16 protein-coding genes are annotated in these 15,401 nt (G+C 69.0%); 8 read left to right on the top strand and 8 right to left on the bottom strand.

The genetic code is table 11. From position 1 onward, the window contains the following. Nucleotides 1-3: 3 nt before the first annotated feature. From mmsB to chvE, 3 genes are all read right to left on the bottom strand, one after another. Nucleotides 4-1,179 carry a multiple monosaccharide ABC transporter permease gene (gene mmsB / locus BM162_RS03915; protein ID WP_093418649.1) on the bottom strand — a complete coding sequence of 392 codons (1,176 nt, stop codon included), beginning with the start codon at nucleotides 1,177-1,179 and terminating at the stop codon, nucleotides 4-6. 29 nt (nucleotides 1,180-1,208) lie between these two features. Next, nucleotides 1,209-2,738: a multiple monosaccharide ABC transporter ATP-binding protein gene (gene mmsA, locus BM162_RS03910; RefSeq protein WP_093418047.1), complete on the bottom strand. Its 1,530-nt coding sequence runs from the start codon at nucleotides 2,736-2,738 to the stop codon at nucleotides 1,209-1,211. Between the two features lie 103 nt (nucleotides 2,739-2,841). After that, nucleotides 2,842-3,909, bottom strand: a complete 1,068-nt coding sequence (chvE, locus tag BM162_RS03905) for a multiple monosaccharide ABC transporter substrate-binding protein (protein WP_093418044.1) — start codon at nucleotides 3,907-3,909, stop codon at nucleotides 2,842-2,844. 255 nt (nucleotides 3,910-4,164) lie between these two features. On the opposite strand from chvE, the gene BM162_RS03900 reads away from it, so the two are divergent. The 3 genes from BM162_RS03900 to BM162_RS03890 all read left to right on the top strand — a co-directional run bounded on the left by BM162_RS03900 (nucleotide 4,165) and on the right by BM162_RS03890 (nucleotide 6,917). Continuing rightward, nucleotides 4,165-5,124, top strand: a complete 960-nt coding sequence (locus BM162_RS03900) for a LysR family transcriptional regulator (protein WP_093418042.1) — start codon at nucleotides 4,165-4,167, stop codon at nucleotides 5,122-5,124. Nucleotides 5,125-5,190: 66 nt separating this feature from the next. Beyond that, nucleotides 5,191-6,321: an aminodeoxychorismate synthase component I gene (locus tag BM162_RS03895; RefSeq protein WP_093418039.1), complete on the top strand. Its 1,131-nt coding sequence runs from the start codon at nucleotides 5,191-5,193 to the stop codon at nucleotides 6,319-6,321. After that, nucleotides 6,282-6,917 carry an aminotransferase class IV family protein gene (locus BM162_RS03890; RefSeq protein ID WP_093418037.1) on the top strand — a complete coding sequence of 212 codons (636 nt, stop codon included), beginning with the start codon at nucleotides 6,282-6,284 and terminating at the stop codon, nucleotides 6,915-6,917. Before BM162_RS03895 ends, BM162_RS03890 begins: the two co-directional genes overlap by 40 nt. Here BM162_RS03890 and ruvB read toward each other — a convergent pair whose 3' ends face one another. From ruvB to ruvC, 3 genes are read right to left on the bottom strand one after another with little or no spacing between them, the layout of a single operon-like run. Continuing rightward, nucleotides 6,918-7,943 carry a Holliday junction branch migration DNA helicase RuvB gene (gene ruvB / locus BM162_RS03885; protein WP_093418034.1) on the bottom strand — a complete coding sequence of 342 codons (1,026 nt, stop codon included), beginning with the start codon at nucleotides 7,941-7,943 and terminating at the stop codon, nucleotides 6,918-6,920. A 3-nt stretch (nucleotides 7,944-7,946) separates the two neighbouring features. After that, the gene (gene ruvA / locus BM162_RS03880) at nucleotides 7,947-8,618 is read right to left on the bottom strand and encodes a Holliday junction branch migration protein RuvA (RefSeq protein ID WP_093418031.1); all 672 of its coding nucleotides are present in this window, start codon (nucleotides 8,616-8,618) and stop codon (nucleotides 7,947-7,949) included. Then, nucleotides 8,615-9,109 carry a crossover junction endodeoxyribonuclease RuvC gene (ruvC, locus tag BM162_RS03875; protein ID WP_093418028.1) on the bottom strand — a complete coding sequence of 165 codons (495 nt, stop codon included), beginning with the start codon at nucleotides 9,107-9,109 and terminating at the stop codon, nucleotides 8,615-8,617. The genes ruvA and ruvC overlap by 4 nt, the downstream gene beginning before the upstream one ends. 314 nt (nucleotides 9,110-9,423) lie before the next feature. On the opposite strand from ruvC, the gene BM162_RS03870 reads away from it, so the two are divergent. After that, nucleotides 9,424-9,630: a DUF1127 domain-containing protein gene (locus BM162_RS03870; protein WP_093418026.1), complete on the top strand. Its 207-nt coding sequence runs from the start codon at nucleotides 9,424-9,426 to the stop codon at nucleotides 9,628-9,630. 54 nt (nucleotides 9,631-9,684) lie between these two features. Here BM162_RS03870 and BM162_RS03865 read toward each other — a convergent pair whose 3' ends face one another. Continuing rightward, a complete protein-coding gene (locus BM162_RS03865) occupies nucleotides 9,685-9,966 on the bottom strand; it encodes a hypothetical protein (protein ID WP_143096106.1) in 282 nt (93 codons plus the stop codon). 179 nt (nucleotides 9,967-10,145) lie between these two features. Further along, on the bottom strand, nucleotides 10,146-11,015 hold the full coding sequence (locus tag BM162_RS03860; RefSeq protein ID WP_093418020.1) for a 50S ribosomal protein L11 methyltransferase: 870 nt from the start codon (nucleotides 11,013-11,015) through the stop codon (nucleotides 10,146-10,148). A gap of 174 nt (nucleotides 11,016-11,189) precedes the next feature. Here BM162_RS03860 and BM162_RS03855 point away from each other — a divergent pair, with 174 nt between their 5' ends. From BM162_RS03855 to BM162_RS03840, 4 genes are read left to right on the top strand one after another with little or no spacing between them, the layout of a single operon-like run. Then, the gene (locus BM162_RS03855; protein ID WP_093418017.1) at nucleotides 11,190-12,125 is read left to right on the top strand and encodes a phosphate acyltransferase; all 936 of its coding nucleotides are present in this window, start codon (nucleotides 11,190-11,192) and stop codon (nucleotides 12,123-12,125) included. Further along, on the top strand, nucleotides 12,122-13,186 hold the full coding sequence (locus BM162_RS03850) for an acetate/propionate family kinase (RefSeq protein ID WP_093418015.1): 1,065 nt from the start codon (nucleotides 12,122-12,124) through the stop codon (nucleotides 13,184-13,186). The genes BM162_RS03855 and BM162_RS03850 overlap by 4 nt, the downstream gene beginning before the upstream one ends. A gap of 60 nt (nucleotides 13,187-13,246) precedes the next feature. Continuing rightward, nucleotides 13,247-14,236, top strand: a complete 990-nt coding sequence (locus tag BM162_RS03845) for a 2-hydroxyacid dehydrogenase (protein ID WP_093418011.1) — start codon at nucleotides 13,247-13,249, stop codon at nucleotides 14,234-14,236. Continuing rightward, nucleotides 14,220-15,401 (top strand): glycosyltransferase, encoded by a 1,182-nt coding sequence (locus BM162_RS03840; protein WP_093418008.1) that lies wholly within the window; start codon nucleotides 14,220-14,222, stop codon nucleotides 15,399-15,401. The genes BM162_RS03845 and BM162_RS03840 overlap by 17 nt, the downstream gene beginning before the upstream one ends.

Here is a 15,401-nt window from a genome sequence, read left to right as displayed (position 1 = left end):
CCGTCAGCCCTTCTTCTTGTTCATGACGTCGAAGATCACGGCGGCGAGCAGCACCAGCCCCTTGATCACCTGCTGCCAGTCGATGCCGACACCCAGGATGGACATGCCGTTGTTCATCACGCCCATGATGAAGGCGCCCACGACCGCGCCGACGACCGTGCCCACGCCGCCCGACATCGACGCCCCGCCGATGAACACGGCCGCGATGACGTCGAGCTCGAAGGCGATGCCGGCCTTGGGCGTCGCGGTGTTCAGCCGCGCCGCGAAAACGAGCCCCGCGAGCGCGGCAAGCATGCCCATGTTGGCGAAGGTCAGGAAGGTCAGCCGCTCGGAGTTGATGCCCGAGAGCTTCGCCGCCTTCTCGTTCCCGCCGATGGCATAGATGCGGCGGCCGATCGTCGTGCGGCTGGTCAGGAACGAGTAGACCGCGATCAGCAGCGCCATGACGATGAACACGTTGGGCAGGCCGCGGAAGGTCGCCATGAGATAGCTCATGTAGACCAGAGCGATGAAGATCAGCCCGTTCTTGGCGGCGAAGAAGGCGAAGGGCTCGTCGGCCACGCCCGCGCGCTGCTGCTGCCGGCGCGAGCGCACGGCCATCGCCAGCAGGATCACCGCCACGACCACGCCCGCGGCCAGCGAGAACAGGTTGAGGTCTTCGCCCCCCAGCAGGTCGGGAATGAAGCCCGAGGCGATGAGCTGGAAGTCGCCCGGGAACGGCCCCACCGACTGCCCGGCCAGAAGCCACAGGGTCAGGCCCTTGAACACCAGCATCCCGGCAAGCGTCACGATGAAGGATGGGATCTTGAAGTAGGCGACCCAGAACCCCTGCGCCATGCCGATCAGCGCACCCGTCGCCAGGCAGATCACGCCCGCCAGAAGGTAGTGCACCTCCCAATTGACGATCATCACCGCGGCGAGCGCGCCGATGAATCCCAGGACCGAGCCCACCGACAGGTCGATGTGCCCGCAGACGATCACCAGCAGCATTCCGATCGCCATGATGACGATATAGCTGTTCTGCAGGATCAGGTTGGTCAGGTTCACCGGCATCAGAAGGATGCCGCCCGTGGCGATCTGGAAGAACGCCATGATCGCGATCAGCGCGAAAAGGATGCCGTACTCGCGCAGGTGCCCGCGCAGGAAGGACCACGACGCCTTCATCTGCGACTTGGGCATCGCCTCGTTGGCGGGGTTGGCGGTGTCGGTCATTTCGAGCCCCCGGATTTGATGATCATGGACATGATCCGCTCCTGCGACGCTTCGGGCGTCGGCAGTTCGCCGACGAAGCGCCCTTCGTTCATCACGTACAGCCGGTCGGTGATGCCCAGGAGTTCGGGCATCTCGGACGAGATGACGATGATCGACTTGCCCGCGCGGGCGAGGTCACGGATCACGGTGTAGATTTCGAACTTCGCGCCCACGTCGATGCCGCGCGTCGGCTCGTCGAGGATCAGGATGTCGGGATCGGCGAAGAGCCACTTGGCCAGCACCACCTTCTGCTGGTTGCCGCCCGAAAGGTTCACCGTCTCCTGCTCGATGGACGAGCTCTTGATGTTGAGCCGGCCGCGGTATTCCTCGGCCACCGCCGCCTCGCGCGCGGGGTCGACGACCGTGCGGTCCGAGATGGCTTCGAGGTTGGCCAACGGCACGTTGCGCCGGATCGTGTCGTCAAGCACGAGGCCAAAGCCCTTGCGGTCCTCGGTGGCATAGGCCAGCCCTTCGTTGATGGCCCGGCGCACGGTGGACAGGTTGGCCTTGCGCCCGCCGATCCACGCCTCGCCCGAGATGTCGCGCCCGTAGGAGCGGCCGAAGAGGCTCATCGCGAGTTCGGTGCGCCCTGCCCCCATCAGGCCCGCGATGCCCAGAACCTCGCCGCGTTTCAGGTGGAAGCTCACGTCGTCCACGACCTTGCGCTCGGCGTGCAGCGGGTGGTGCACGGTCCAGTTGCGCACCTCCATCACCGTCTCGCCGATCTTCGGGTCGCGCGGCGGATAGCGGTCGTCGAGCGACCGGCCCACCATGTCGCGGATGATCTCGTCCTCGCTCACGCCCTGGTGGCAGTCGAGGCGCGCCACGGTCGCGCCGTCGCGCAGCACGGTGATGGTGTCGGCGACCTTCGAAACCTCGTTGAGCTTGTGTGAGATTAGGATCGAGGTGACGCCGTGTTCCTTGAACTCCAGAAGCAGGTCTAGGAGCTTCTGGCTGTCGGTTTCGTTCAGAGACGAGGTCGGCTCGTCCAGGATCAGCAGGCGCACTTCCTTCGACAGCGCCTTGGCGATCTCGACCAGCTGCTGCTTGCCCAGCCCCAGGTCGTCGACCAGCGTCTCGGGGTGTTCCTTCAGCCCCACCCGCGCCAGAAGCTCGGCGGTGCGCCGGTTCGTCTCGCGCCAGTCGATGACGCCGCCGCGGGCGCGTTCGTTGCCCAGGAAGATGTTCTCGGCGATGGACAGGAGCGGCACCAGCGCCAGCTCCTGGTGGATAATGATGATGCCGGCGCGTTCGCTGTCGGGGATGCCGCGGAACTGGCGCACATCGCCGTCGAAGACGATGTCGCCGTCATAGGTGCCGTGCGGATAGACGCCGCTAAGCACCTTCATCAGCGTGGACTTACCGGCACCGTTCTCGCCCACCAGCGCGTGGATTTCGCCCTGCTCGACCGACAGGTTCACGTCGTCGAGCGCCTTGACGCCGGGGAATTCCTTGGTGATGCCGCGCATTTCGAGGATCGTGCCCATGGGACCGTCTTTCGATTGCTTCGGGGTCGTTGGGGGCTGACCGGGCGTGCCGGTCAGCCCGTGCGGAGGGACGTCTGCGCGCCCCGTCCAGCAGGGAGAGCGATCACTCGATCTGGTCGCGCGTGTAGTAGTTGCTGCCCAGCAGCACGTCTTCCCAGTTCTCGGCGGTGACCGGCACCGGCTCGAGCAGGTAGGACGGCACGACCTTCACGCCGTTGTCGTAGGTCGAGGTGTCGTTGATCGGGGGCTCGCCGCCTTCCACGATCGCGTCCACCATGCCGACGGTCACGCCGGCCAGTTCGCGGGTGTCCTTGAAGATGGTCGAGTACTGGTCGCCGCGCAGGATCGCCTTGATCGACGGGATCTCGGCGTCCTGGCCGGTGACGATCGGCATTTCCATGTCGCCCGAGCCGTAGCCCACGCCCGACAGGGACGAGATGATGCCGATGGACAGCCCGTCATAGGGCGACAGCACGCCATGCACCGTCTTGTCGGTGTAATTGGCCGACAGCAGGTTATCCATGCGCGCCTGCGCGACCGAGCCGTCCCAGCGCAAGGTGCCGACGGTGTCCATGCCCATCTGTCCCGACGGGATGACGATGTCGCCCGCGTCGATCAGCGGCTGCAGCACGCTCATCGCACCGTCGTAGAAGAAATAGGCGTTGTTGTCGTCGGGCGAGCCGCCGAACAGTTCGACGTTCCACGGCTTCTGGTCCGGGAAGCGCTCTTCCAGGCCCTCGACCAGCGTGTTGGCCTGCTGCACGCCCACCTGGAAGTTGTCGAAGGTGGCGTAGTAGTCGACGTTCTCGCTGTCGCGGATCAGCCGGTCATAGGCGATCACGTCGATGTCCATTGCGGCGGCGTTGGCCAGCGCGTTCGACAGGGTGGTGCCGTCGATGGCGGCGATCACCAGCACGTCGACGCCCTTGGTGATCATGTTCTCGATCTGGGCGAGCTGGTTGGGGATGTCATCCTCGGCGTACTGGAGGTCGGCGGTGTACCCGGCCTCTTCGAACTGCCGCACCATGCTCTCGCCGTCCGAGATCCAGCGCGCCGACGACTTCGTGGGCATGGCGATGCCGATATAGCCCTTGTCCTGCGCCACGGCCGGCGCGGCCAGCGACGCGGCGACGAGCGCGGTGGTCGCGAGAATGCGAACGGATGTCTTCATCTTGTCCTCCCTGCCGGTTGCGAACCGGACCCTTGCTATGTGCGGCAGGTCGCTTGGACCGCCGCCCGCCGGGGCCGCATCGCTCGGCAAACTGGTTGCTCCTCCTTCCGGCGCGGGTCCTCCTCGGAGCCGTGCGCCGCAAGCGCCCTTGGACGCTCCCGCAATGGGTAAGACGAAATCCCTATCCGCTCCAAATGATATCGTTGCGCCGCGTTATGCCGATCATGTTATATCGGCGACGGGAGGCGAGGACGCATGAGCGAACACACGGGGCGCGACCGGCTCGTCCGGCAGGGGCTTACGCTGAGACACCTGCGCCTGATGGCGGCGGTCGAGGAGACGGGACAGATCAGCGCCGCTGCGGCGCAGCTTTCGGTGTCTCAGCCCGCCGCCTCGCGCATGCTGTCCGACATCGAGCGGCTGGTCGGCGCGAAGCTTTACGACCGGCATCCGCGCGGCATCGTCCTGAACGAGGCGGGCGCGCTTCTGGCCGCGCGCGCCCGCCGCACCCTGCGTGACCTGGACGAGACCGGGCACGAGATCGCGCAGCTGTCCTCGGGCCGGCGCGGCCGGGTCGAGGCCGGCGCGGTGACCGGCCCGGCGCTGGAACTGGTGCTTCCGGCGATCCGGCAGGCGCGGGTCACCCACCCCGAGATCGGGGTCAACGTGCTGGTCGACACCTCGGACAAGCTGGGCGAGGCACTGCTGTCCGGGCGGCTCGACTTCTATATCGGCCGACTGCTCGACACCGTGGACCCGCGCGCGGTCTCGCTGCGCACCATCGGCCCCGAGCCCGTCAGCCTGATCGTGCGCGAGGATCATCCCCTGTTGAAGCGCAACGTGCCCACGCTCGAGGAATGCCTGACCTATGACTGGGTGATGCAGCCGCCCGGCGGGCTTCTGCGCCGCACGGCCGAGTTGTACCTGCTTGAACGCGGCCACCCCCTGCCCGCCCGCGTGGTCAGCACCTCGTCGCTTCTGGTGACGCTGGCCATCATCGGCGGCTCGAACGCCGTGGCGCCCGTGGCGCGTTCCGTCGCGGGCTTCTATGCCAGCGACGAAGGCCTGGCCGGGCGCATCCGGACGTTGCCGCTGGCCACCGACATGACGGTGGTCCCCTACTCCATCGTCACCCGGAAGGACGAGCCGCTGCCCCAGGCCGCCGAGGTCTTCCTGCGCATGATCGAGGCGCGAACGGGCGACGTTGCGCGCTGATCTTCCATCCGCCCGCGCGAGCCGTTAGCTGGGCCGCATCGCGGCGGTGCGCGGAGCACGGGAACCATGACGTCAGGCCGGATCATCTTCGACGCGGGGCCGCTGCCCGGCGGCACCCTATTCGAGCGGCCGCGCCGCATCGTGCGCGCCGACACGCCCGCCGAGGTGCCCGCAGCGCTTTCCGATCTCGACGCGGCGCGGCGGGACGGGCTGTGGGTGGCGGGCTATGCCTCTTACGAGTTGGGGTACTGCTTCACCGGCAAGCTCGGTCCGCTGATGCCGGCGAAACGAACGCTGCCGCTGATGCTCTTCGGCGTGTTCGACGGCCCCGACGCGCTGCCCGCGCTGCCGACGGACCCGGACGCGCGGCTGAGCCAGCCGCAGCCGCTCTGGTCCGCCGACGACTACCGCGCCGCCTTCGGCCGGGTGCACGACTACATCGCGGCGGGCGACACCTATCAGGTGAACCTGACCTTCCCGATGCACTCGCGGTGGCAGGGCGATCCGCTCGACCTCTATGCTGCCCTGCGCCGCCGCCAGCCGGTGCCGCACGGGGCGTTCGTGGACCTTGGCGGCCCGGCGCTGCTGTCGCGTTCGCCCGAGCTGTTCTTCCGCACCGGCGCGGATGGCGTGATCGAGACGCGCCCGATGAAGGGCACCGTCGCCCGCGGCGCGACCGAGGCCGAGGATGCCGAGCGCCGCGCCTGGCTGGGCGTGTCCGCGAAAAACCGGGCCGAGAACCTGATGATCGTGGATCTTCTGCGCAACGACATCTCGCGCGTCGCCGAAACCGGCAGCGTCGAGGTGCCCGAGCTGTTTCGGATCGAAGCCTACAGCACCGTGTTCCAGATGACCTCGCTGGTCCGCGCCCGCCTGCGCCGGAATGCGCAGCTCTCCGACATCCTGCGCGCGCTGCATCCCTGCGGCTCGGTCACCGGCGCGCCCAAGGTGCGCGCGATGGAGATCATCCACGAGCTCGAGCCAGCCCCGCGCGAGGCGTATTGCGGCGCCATCGGCTGGGCCGCGCCGGACGGGCGCGCGTCGTTCAATGTGGGCATCCGCACGCTGATGCTGATGGCGGACGGCGAGGCGCGGCTCGACGTGGGCGGCGGCGTCGTCTACGACAGCACCGCCGATGCCGAGTACGAGGAGGCGCTGTGGAAAAGCCGTTTCGCCGACCTCTCCCGCCCGGCCTGAAGCTGATCGAGACGCTGCGCCGCGACCCCGGCACGCCGCCCGCCCGGCTGGAACGTCATCTCGACCGGCTTGAGCAAAGCGCTGCGCGGCTCGGCTTCCCCTGCGACCGCGACACGGCGCGGGCGCGGCTGCTGGAGTGTGAAGGCGACCTCCCCCTCCGCCTGCGCCTGACACTCGGCGCGGACGGCACTCTGGAAGTGACGCAGGCTCCGCTGGGCGAGGTGCCGTCGCTCTGGCACGTGCGGCTGGCCGAGATGCGGCTGCGGTCGGACGACCCGTGGCTGGGCGTGAAGAGCACACAGAGGGTCCTGTACACCGCTACCCGCGCCGCGCTGCCCGCCGGGGTGGACGAGGTGCTCTTCCTCAACGAGCGCGGCGAGGTGGTCGAGGGGACGATCACCAACGTTTTCCTCGACCGCGACGGAACGCTCCTGACGCCGCCCCTGTCGAGCGGCGCGCTGCCCGGGGTCCTGCGCCGCACGCTGCTGGACGAGGGCCGGGCGTTGGAGGCGGTGCTGCACGCGCCGGACCTGGAACACGGTCAGCTCTTCGTCGGCAACTCCGTGCGCGGGCTGGTCCCGGCGCGGCTGGGCTGACTACTTCCCGAACAGGTCCCCCTGCCCCGGCGCTTTCGGCGCGACGAGGCCCATGTGCGTCCAAGCCTTCTGAGCCAACATGCGCCCGCGCGGCGTGCGCTGGATCAGGCCCTGTTGCAGTAGGTAAGGCTCGATCACCTCTTCCAGCGCGTCGCGGCTTTCCGACAGCGCCGCCGACATCGTCTCGACCCCCACCGGGCCGCCGCCGTAATTCTCGGCGATCAGCCGCAGATAGCGCCGGTCGGCCCCGTCGAGGCCCAGGTCGTCCACTCCCAGCCGCGTCAGGGCGCTGTCGGCGATCTCGCGCGTGAGCCGACCGTCGCCCTCGACCAGCGCGAAATCCACGACCCGGCGCAACAGACGACCGGCGATGCGCGGCGTGCCCCGGGCGCGGCGGGCGATCTCGCGCGCGCCGTCGTCCTCGGCCGGCACGCCCAGAAGCCGCGCACCGCGGGTGACTATCTGGTGCAGCTCCTCGACCGTGTAGAATTGCAGCCGGATCGGGATGCCGAAGCGGTCGCGCAGAGGCGTGGTCAGCAGCCCCAGCCGCGTGGTCGCCCCCACCAGCGTGAAGGGCTGCAACTCGATCCGCACGGTCCGCGCCGCCGGTCCCTCGCCGATCACGAGGTCGAGTTCGAAATCCTCCATCGCCGGATACAGCACTTCCTCGACCACGGGGTTCAGGCGGTGGATCTCGTCGATGAACAGGACGTCGCGCGCCTCGAGGTTGGTCAGGATCGCGGCAAGGTCACCGGCCTTGGCCAGGACGGGCCCGGAGGTCATGCGGAAGTTCACGCCCAGCTCACGCGCCATGATCTGCGCCAGCGTCGTCTTGCCCAGCCCCGGTGGCCCGTGAAACAGCGCGTGGTCCATCGCCTGCCCGCGCATCCGAGCGCTTTCGATGAAGACGCGCAGGTTCGCCCGCGCCTCGGCCTGCCCGATGAACTCGCCCAGCCCCTGCGGGCGCAGGGCGCGGTCGTCCTCGGGCAGTTTCTCGGGCCGCAGGGTCGGGTCGGGCTGGTCCATCAGTTATCCCTTCGGCGCGAGCAGGCGCAGCGCGGCGCGGATCAGCCCCGCCGTGTCGGCGTCGGGCGCGTCGCCCGCCGCCTCGGCCACCGCGCGCGCGGCTTCCGAGGGACCGTAGCCCAGATTGGCCAGCGCCGACATCGCCTCGGACTGGGCGGGGTTTGACCGGGGCGCGGCGGGGCGCGGGGCCGGCGCGGCCTCGATCACCTCGCCGTCGTCCTCGGCCGGGGCGGCGACAGGCGTGATCTCGGACTGCACGCCCATGGCCATGACCGTCGGCGCCTTGTCCTTCAGTTCGTTCACCACCCGCTGCGCGATCTTGGGCCCCACGCCCTGCGCTGCACGAATGGCGTTCCAGTCGCCCAGCGCGATGGCGCGGCTGACCCCGTCGGGGCCCAGCGCGCCCAGGATCGCCATCGAGGCTTTCGCGCCGATGCCCTGGACGCTCATCAGCAGGCGGTGCCACTCCTTCTCGGCCAGCGAGAGGAAGCCGAAAAGCTGCAACAGGTCCTCGCGCACCAGCAGGTCGGTATAAAGCGCCGCATGCTCCCCCGCCCCCGGCAGCGCCATCATGGTGCGGTCCGAGCAATGGACGACATAGCCCACGCCGCGCACGTCGATCAGCACGTGGTCGGGGCCGCGATAGTCGATGCGTCCGGCGATGCGTCCGATCATGCGCCCGCCCTCGCCATGCGGTCGGCGGTCTGGCGATGGAAGGCGTGGCAGATGGCGATGGCCAGCGCGTCGGCGGCGTCGGTGCCCACGATCTCGACCCCCGGAAGCTGCATCCGCACCATGTGCCCGACCTGCCGCTTGTCGGCGTGGCCCACGCCCACGACCGTCTTCTTCACGGCATTGGGCGCGTACTCTCCGACGGGCAGGCCGGCCTGCGCCAGCGACAGAAGCGCCACGCCCCGCGCCTGGCCCAGCTTCAGAGTGCCCGCGCCGTCGCGGTTGACGAAGGTCTGCTCGATCGCGGCGGCGGTGGGCGCGTATTTCTCCAGCACGCGGCCGAGCTGGCGGTGCAGACTGAGAAGCCGCGCGGCGAGGTCGTCGCCCTCGGACACGCACTGGCCGTTTGCGACGTGCGACAGGCGGCTGCCCGCGACCTCGATCACGCCCCAGCCCATGCACCTCAGGCCCGGGTCGATTCCCATCACACGCATGTCCCTGCTCGCCTTTCGCCGACTTTTTTCGACGGCTAGCACGAAAGGCGAACATTGGCCAAGGCTCAATGCCGTTTCTCCGCGGCAACGGGACGGTGCATGTCGGGTCTGAAAACGGCATCGTAAGCGTCGTTCGCGACACGTCTGACGCCGATTTTACTAAACTATTACAGTGCGTTAGGGCATTTTTGCCACATGCACACAGCGCATATCTGCCATGCAGATTTTCCTGCTTGCGCGGGTGAAACCGCGCTTCTAGCTGCGAGTTTCAGGAGCTGATCGCACCGCCACCCCGAGCGTCAAGGAAACACGCCATGGCCCTTTACGAACCCGACCGCTTCATCGCCCACGCCGCCATGCCCGACGGCCGTGTCGTCCGCGCCATTCTGCGCACGTTCGCCGGCATTGCCGCCTGGAACGACGCCCGCATCAGCCGAAAGGCGCTGAACGCGCTCAGCGACCGCGAACTCGACGACGTCGGCCTGCACCGCGGCGCGATCGAGCGCTTCGTGCGCCGCTGATCGCCGCCGACGCGACGGACCTTCAGGCCGCCCTCGCCCCGGGGGCGGCCTTTTTCATGGCAGGTAGGGTGCGATCACTGACGCGATTTCCTGCGTCGCCAGCCCGGGATGCATCGCCCAGGCGCCGGCCCGCTCGACCGGGCCGCCAGCCTCAAGCTCGGTGACCCGCTCGCCATAGGCGACGGGACCCAGATGCGCGTAGAGCGCGGCCTTCCCAAGCATCAGCGTCAGAAGCAGCAGGAACAGCCCCCGGACGGACAGCACCGGGCCTCGCGCACGCGGGCGCACCATCAGCAGGCCGTCCGGCCCGATCCACGTCTCGCGTCCGTACATCATGCGCCGATGCTTGCGCTGCAGGCGCCGGGCGCGATCGTGAAATCCGTCATGAGAGCGGGACAACATGGCAAACACGTACTCCGTTACGTCGGCCCCCACCGACGATGTCGGAAATATGTCGAACTGCGGCGCAATTGGAGCGAAATCTTCCGATACGACGAAATTGCGCCCCGTTTGCCTCATTTTCGCCGCAGGGTCAGGGTCGTCCAGTCAACAATCTCTTCCCGGTGTGCAACATTGAAGCCCGCGCGGGAATAAACGTCCACGACCTCGTCCGCCTGATGGTTCAGGATGCCGGACAGGATCGCATAGCCGCCGGAAGCAACGTGGTCGGCCATCGAGGGGGCGAGGTCGATCAGCGGGCCCTTCAGGATGTTGGCGAAGACCAGGTCGAACGGCGCGGCCCCTTTCAGCGTCGCATGGTCGAAGCCCGCCGCCTCGACGCAGATCACCCGGCCATCGAGGCCGTTGACCCGCGCGTTCGCCTCGGCCACCTCGACCGCCACCGGGTCGATGTCCGAGGCCAGCACCGGGCGCGGCCACACCTTCGCCGCCGCCATCGCCAGCACCGCCGTGCCGCAGCCGATATCGGCGACGTTCTGCCCCTCCAACCCGCCGTCCATCAGCCGGTCGAGCGCGCGCAGGCAGCCCAGAGTCGTGCCGTGGTGCCCGGTGCCGAACGCCATCGCCGCCTCGATCAGCAGCGCGATCCGGCCCTCGGGCACCTTGTCGGCGTCGTGGCTGCCGTAGACGAAGAAGCGCCCGGCCTCGACCGGGACCAGCTCGCGCCGCACCTTGGCGACCCAGTCGATCTCGGGCAGCTCCGACACGGCGAAGGGTTTCGCGCCCCAGGCGGCGGCCAGAAGCGCCAGCCCGGCCTCGTCCGGCGCCTCCTCGAAGTAGGCGCCGACCTCCCACAGCCCCGAGTCGTCCTCGATCTCGAAGACGCCGATGCCGGTCGGCTCGGGCTGAAGCTCTTCCAGCGTCTCTCCAAGCGCCTCGGCGGCCTCTTTTCCGGGCAGGGTCGTCAGGGCGGTGAAGGTCGGCATGGGGCGCTCCGGTGTCAGGTCGCGCCGGGCTTAGTCCCGCCCCGCCGCACAATCAAGCGCGCCGGGCTATCCCGCCGACGTCGGAGGAAGGAGTCGCACCCGCCTGGCGGGAAAGATCTTGCATGCGCCCCCCGTCCCCGTGGCATCCAGAGCGCGACCGTCGCGAGGACCGCCATGACCGACCCCTTCCCCTTCCTCTCCCAGATCACGCCGCGCGTGCCGCAGCGGCTGCTCGACCGGGCGCGCAGCCTTCCGCCGCCGCGCGTGGGGCTGGTCAACGCCGGCGCGGTCAACCCGCTTCAAGGCCTGCGCGAGGCGATGGAGCTGGGCCTGGCCGAGCCGGTGCTGGTCGGCGATACCGACAAGATCCGAGAGGCGGCCGAGCAGATCGGCTGGGACATCTCGCCCTTCCGGCTGGAACACGCCCCGCATGCCGAGGCCGCGCACCGCGCCGCCGCGCTGGCGCGCGAGGGGGACGCGGACGCGATCATGAAGGGGCAGGTGCACACGGCCACATTCCTCAAGGGCCTGCTTCCCGCCCGCGCCGGGCTGCGGGCGCCCGACGCCCGCTGCGGCCATGTCTTCCACATCACGCCGCCGCACTCGGACCGGCCGCTTCTGCTGACCGACGCGGCGCTCAACGTCGATCCGGACGTCGAGACCCGGAAAGCCTGCCTGTCCCACGCCGTCGCGCTGGCCCGCCGGCTGGGTGTCGAGCGGCCCAAGGCCGGTATCCTGAGCGCTAACGAGGACCCGATCCCGTCGCTTCCGAACTCGATGGAGGCCGCCGAGATCGCCGCCTGGGCCAAGGACGCCCTGCCCGAGGCCGAGGTCGCGGGGCCCATGGCGCTGGACCTCATCTTCTCGAAGGAGGCGGCCGAGGCGAAGCATTACGACAGCCCCGTCGCGGGCGACGCCGACATCATGGTGACGCCGAACATCACCACCGGCAACGCGCTTTTCAAGCTGATGGTACTGGGCATGGGCTGCTGCGCGGGCGGCATCGTGCTGGGGGCGAAGGTGCCGATCCTGTTGACCTCGCGGTCGCAGAAGGCGGCGGCGCGCATCGCCACCGCCGCGCTCGGCGCCATCGTGGCGGCGGCGCCGTGATCCTCGTCGTCAACGCGGGCTCCTCCTCGATCAAGGTGGAGCTTTTCGCCGCCGACCTGACCTCTTGCCTGCGCGCCGACGTCTCGGGCATTGGCGGGGCCCCGCGCCTGCGCGTGAACGGGGTGGCGCGCGAGGTGGAGGCCTCGGACCATGCCGCCGCGCTCGACCGCCTGCTCGCGGCTCTGGCGGATGAAGGCGTCACCCCCGGCACGCTCATCGCCGCCGCACACCGGGTGGTGCATGGCGGCGCGGCACTGACCCGTCCCGTCCTGCTCGACGACGACACGATCGCCCGCATCGAAGCGTGCATCCCGCTCGCCCCGCTGCACAACCCCTCCAGCCTCGCCGCCATCCGCACGTTGCGCCAGCGCGCGCCGGAGCTGCCGCAGGCGGCAAGCTTCGACACCGCATTTCACGCCACCAACCCCGCCGTCGCCACGGCCTATGCGCTGCCCGGCGACATCCGGGCCCACGACATCCGCCGCTACGGGTTTCACGGGCTGAGCTATGCCTGGCTGGTCACGCGGATCGATCCGCTTCCGTCCCGCCTGCTGGCCTGCCACCTGGGCAACGGCGCGTCGCTCTGCGCCATTCGTGACGGGCGCTCGGTGGCGACAACGATGGGGTTTTCGCCGGTCTCGGGGCTGACCATGGGCACGCGCAGCGGCGACGTGGACCCGGCCGTGGTCCTGCGGCTGGCCGCAGCGCGCGGGATCGAGGCGACCGAGCGCCTGCTCAACCACGACAGCGGGCTTACGGCCCTTGGCGGCACGAACGATATGGCCGCGCTTCTGGCGCGCGACGACGACACGGCGCGCTTCGCGGTCGAGCATTTCTGCTACTGGGCGGTGCGCCACGCGGGCAGCATGATCGCCGCGATGGGCGGGCTCGACGCCGTCGCCTTCACCGGCGGCATAGGCGAGAACGCGGCCGAGGTACGGGAGCGAATCGTCGAGGACCTGTCTTGGGCCGGGCGCGTGCCCGTGCACGTCGTCGAGGCCGACGAGGAACGGCAGATCGCGCGAGACGTGCTGGAGTTGCTGCGCACCGAAGACGCTTGAACCCCGGCCCGTCTGCACCGTTAGCTGGACGCACCGAGACCCGAACCGCAGGAGGCCCCGATGCGTGTCGCCGTCTTCAGCACGAAGCCCTACGACCGGACCTACCTGGAACGCGCCAATGCCGGCGCACACGACCTCGCCTTCTTCGACGCGCACCTATCGAAAGAGACCGTGCCCCTGGCCGCCGGGGCCGAGGCCGTCTGCGCCTTCGTCAACGACGACCTGTCGGCCGACACCGTCAATGCGCTGGCCGAGCTCGGCGTGCGACTGATCGCTCTGCGCTCGGCCGGCTTCAACAACGTCGATCTGAACGCGGCGCGCGAGGCGGGGATGCAGGTCGCGCGCGTGCCGGCCTATTCCCCCCACGCGGTGGCCGAGCACACGGTCGCGCTGATCCTCGCGCTCGATCGCAAGCTGCACCGCGCATACAACCGCGTGCGCGAAGGCAACTTCTCGCTCGACGGGCTCCTGGGGTTCGACCTGAACGGCCGCACCGCCGGCATCGTCGGCACGGGCGAGATCGGATCGGTCGTCGCCCGCATCCTCACCGGCTTCGGCTGCCGCATCTTGGCCCACGACCCGCACGAAAATCCCGACTGCCTGGCGCTCGGCGTCCGCTACGTCCCGCTGGACGAGCTGCTCGCGGAAAGCGACATTGTCACGCTGCAGTGCCCGCTGACGCCGCAGACCCACCACCTGATCGACGCCGAGGCACTGGAGAAGATGAAACCGGGCGTCATGCTGGTGAACACCAGCCGCGGCGCAGTCGTGGACACCACCGCCCTGATCGGCGCGCTCAAGAGCGGGCGCATCGGCAGCGTCGGGCTCGACGTCTACGAGGAAGAGGCCGACCTGTTTTTCGAGGATCTGTCGAGCCAGGTGATCCCCGATGACGTCTTCGCGCGGCTGCTGACCTTCCCCAACGTCCTGATCACCGGCCACCAGGGCTTCTTCACCGAAGAGGCATTGACCGCCATCGCCGAAACCACCATCGCCAACGTCACGGCATTCGAAAAGGAGGGCGCGCCAGTTCATGGTGTTGGAGAATGAAGGTCCGGCCGCGCCGGACGACCGGGTAAGGCAGGTGCAGGCGAACGAGCACGAAGCGGACGTCGCGCGCGTACGGCCCCTGAAGGGCTTCGTGACCTATGGCCCGCGCCAGTCGCTGACGTCTTTCCGGACCTCCCGGGACGCGCTCGCCGACCTTGGAACGGAAATCGACCTGGTCAGCTTCCGGTCCAGCGGGTTCATGGCGAAGATCACCGAGCCGCTCCGCCATGCCCGCATCGTGGGGCAGCTTCGCAACAAGCCCTATGACTTCGCCATCCTCAACTCCGGCGCGTCCCTGATCGCCGAGCCGCGCCTTGTCGTGCGGCTGGTCGAGGAATGCCGCCACCGGCAGATCCCCACCTTCGTGCTGTGGCGCAACGCGCGCGTGAAGCTGGAAAGGCTGCGCCGCAGGATGGGCGCGCGCCGCTTCGACCGCAGCGCCGCCGCATTGCGGGATGCTGCGCTGCGCCACCTCGCCATCTCCGAGCGCGCGGCAGAGGACGTGGCCGAGTTCCTGGGCGTCTCCCGCGCCGAGGTCATCTATAACTGCCAGCGCCTCCCGGCGGAGCACCTGACGCTGCGCGAGCCCGAGGACCCGCCGCTGATCCTGAACGTCGCCACCGCATCGCGCCGCAAGCGGCCGGATCTGTTTGTCGAGGTCGCGGCACGCGTCTGCCGGCGCCACGCCTCTGCTCGGTTTGTGTGGCTCGGCTCGGCCGCCCCGTCGACGGTGCAGCGGCAGATCGACGCCCACGGGCTGGGCGAGCGTTGCACATTCCTGCCATTCGACCCGGACCCGTTTCGCTACATGGCGGCGTGTTCCGTCTTCCTGCTTACCAGCGAGCAGGAGGGGTTCGGCTTGGTGGTGGCCGAAGCGATGGCCTGCGGGCGCACGCCCATCGTTTTCGCCGGGACTGGTGCCGAAGAAGTCGCGTCCTCCACCGGCCGGGCCGTAGCGCACGGAGACGTCGACGCGATGGCGGATGCGGTGCTGGAGGTCATCGATGTCCCCCCGGACGCACGGATCAATCCCGCGGCGCGCCAGCGCTATCTCGACACGTTCGCGCCCAAAGCCTATGCCGCGCGGCTCGACGGCCTGATCCGCCGCACGCTCGACGGGGCGTCGGACCCGCGCAGGGTGGAAGGGGCGCCGTCGAAGCTGTAG

The sequence above is a fragment of the Tranquillimonas alkanivorans genome (assembly GCF_900115595.1).
Taxonomy (GTDB): domain Bacteria; phylum Pseudomonadota; class Alphaproteobacteria; order Rhodobacterales; family Rhodobacteraceae; genus Tranquillimonas; species Tranquillimonas alkanivorans.
The sequence above is the reverse complement of the archived record's forward strand: the minus strand, read 5'-3'. Positions and strand labels throughout refer to the sequence as shown.

Excerpts from the sequence above, each read along its gene's own strand:
- mmsB (WP_093418649.1), bottom strand. The coding sequence starts at position 1,179 with ATGCCCAAGTCGCAGATGAAGGCGTCGTGGTCCTTCCTGCGCGGGCAC.
- mmsA (WP_093418047.1), bottom strand. The coding sequence starts at position 2,738 with ATGGGCACGATCCTCGAAATGCGCGGCATCACCAAGGAATTCCCCGGC.
- chvE (WP_093418044.1), bottom strand. The coding sequence starts at position 3,909 with ATGAAGACATCCGTTCGCATTCTCGCGACCACCGCGCTCGTCGCCGCG.
- BM162_RS03900 (WP_093418042.1), top strand. The coding sequence starts at position 4,165 with ATGAGCGAACACACGGGGCGCGACCGGCTCGTCCGGCAGGGGCTTACG.
- BM162_RS03895 (WP_093418039.1), top strand. The coding sequence starts at position 5,191 with ATGACGTCAGGCCGGATCATCTTCGACGCGGGGCCGCTGCCCGGCGGC.
- ruvB (WP_093418034.1), bottom strand. The coding sequence starts at position 7,943 with ATGGACCAGCCCGACCCGACCCTGCGGCCCGAGAAACTGCCCGAGGAC.
- ruvA (WP_093418031.1), bottom strand. The coding sequence starts at position 8,618 with ATGATCGGACGCATCGCCGGACGCATCGACTATCGCGGCCCCGACCAC.
- ruvC (WP_093418028.1), bottom strand. The coding sequence starts at position 9,109 with ATGCGTGTGATGGGAATCGACCCGGGCCTGAGGTGCATGGGCTGGGGC.
- BM162_RS03870 (WP_093418026.1), top strand. The coding sequence starts at position 9,424 with ATGGCCCTTTACGAACCCGACCGCTTCATCGCCCACGCCGCCATGCCC.
- BM162_RS03865 (WP_143096106.1), bottom strand. The coding sequence starts at position 9,966 with ATGATGTACGGACGCGAGACGTGGATCGGGCCGGACGGCCTGCTGATG.
- BM162_RS03860 (WP_093418020.1), bottom strand. The coding sequence starts at position 11,015 with ATGCCGACCTTCACCGCCCTGACGACCCTGCCCGGAAAAGAGGCCGCC.
- BM162_RS03855 (WP_093418017.1), top strand. The coding sequence starts at position 11,190 with ATGACCGACCCCTTCCCCTTCCTCTCCCAGATCACGCCGCGCGTGCCG.
- BM162_RS03845 (WP_093418011.1), top strand. The coding sequence starts at position 13,247 with ATGCGTGTCGCCGTCTTCAGCACGAAGCCCTACGACCGGACCTACCTG.
- BM162_RS03840 (WP_093418008.1), top strand. The coding sequence starts at position 14,220 with ATGGTGTTGGAGAATGAAGGTCCGGCCGCGCCGGACGACCGGGTAAGG.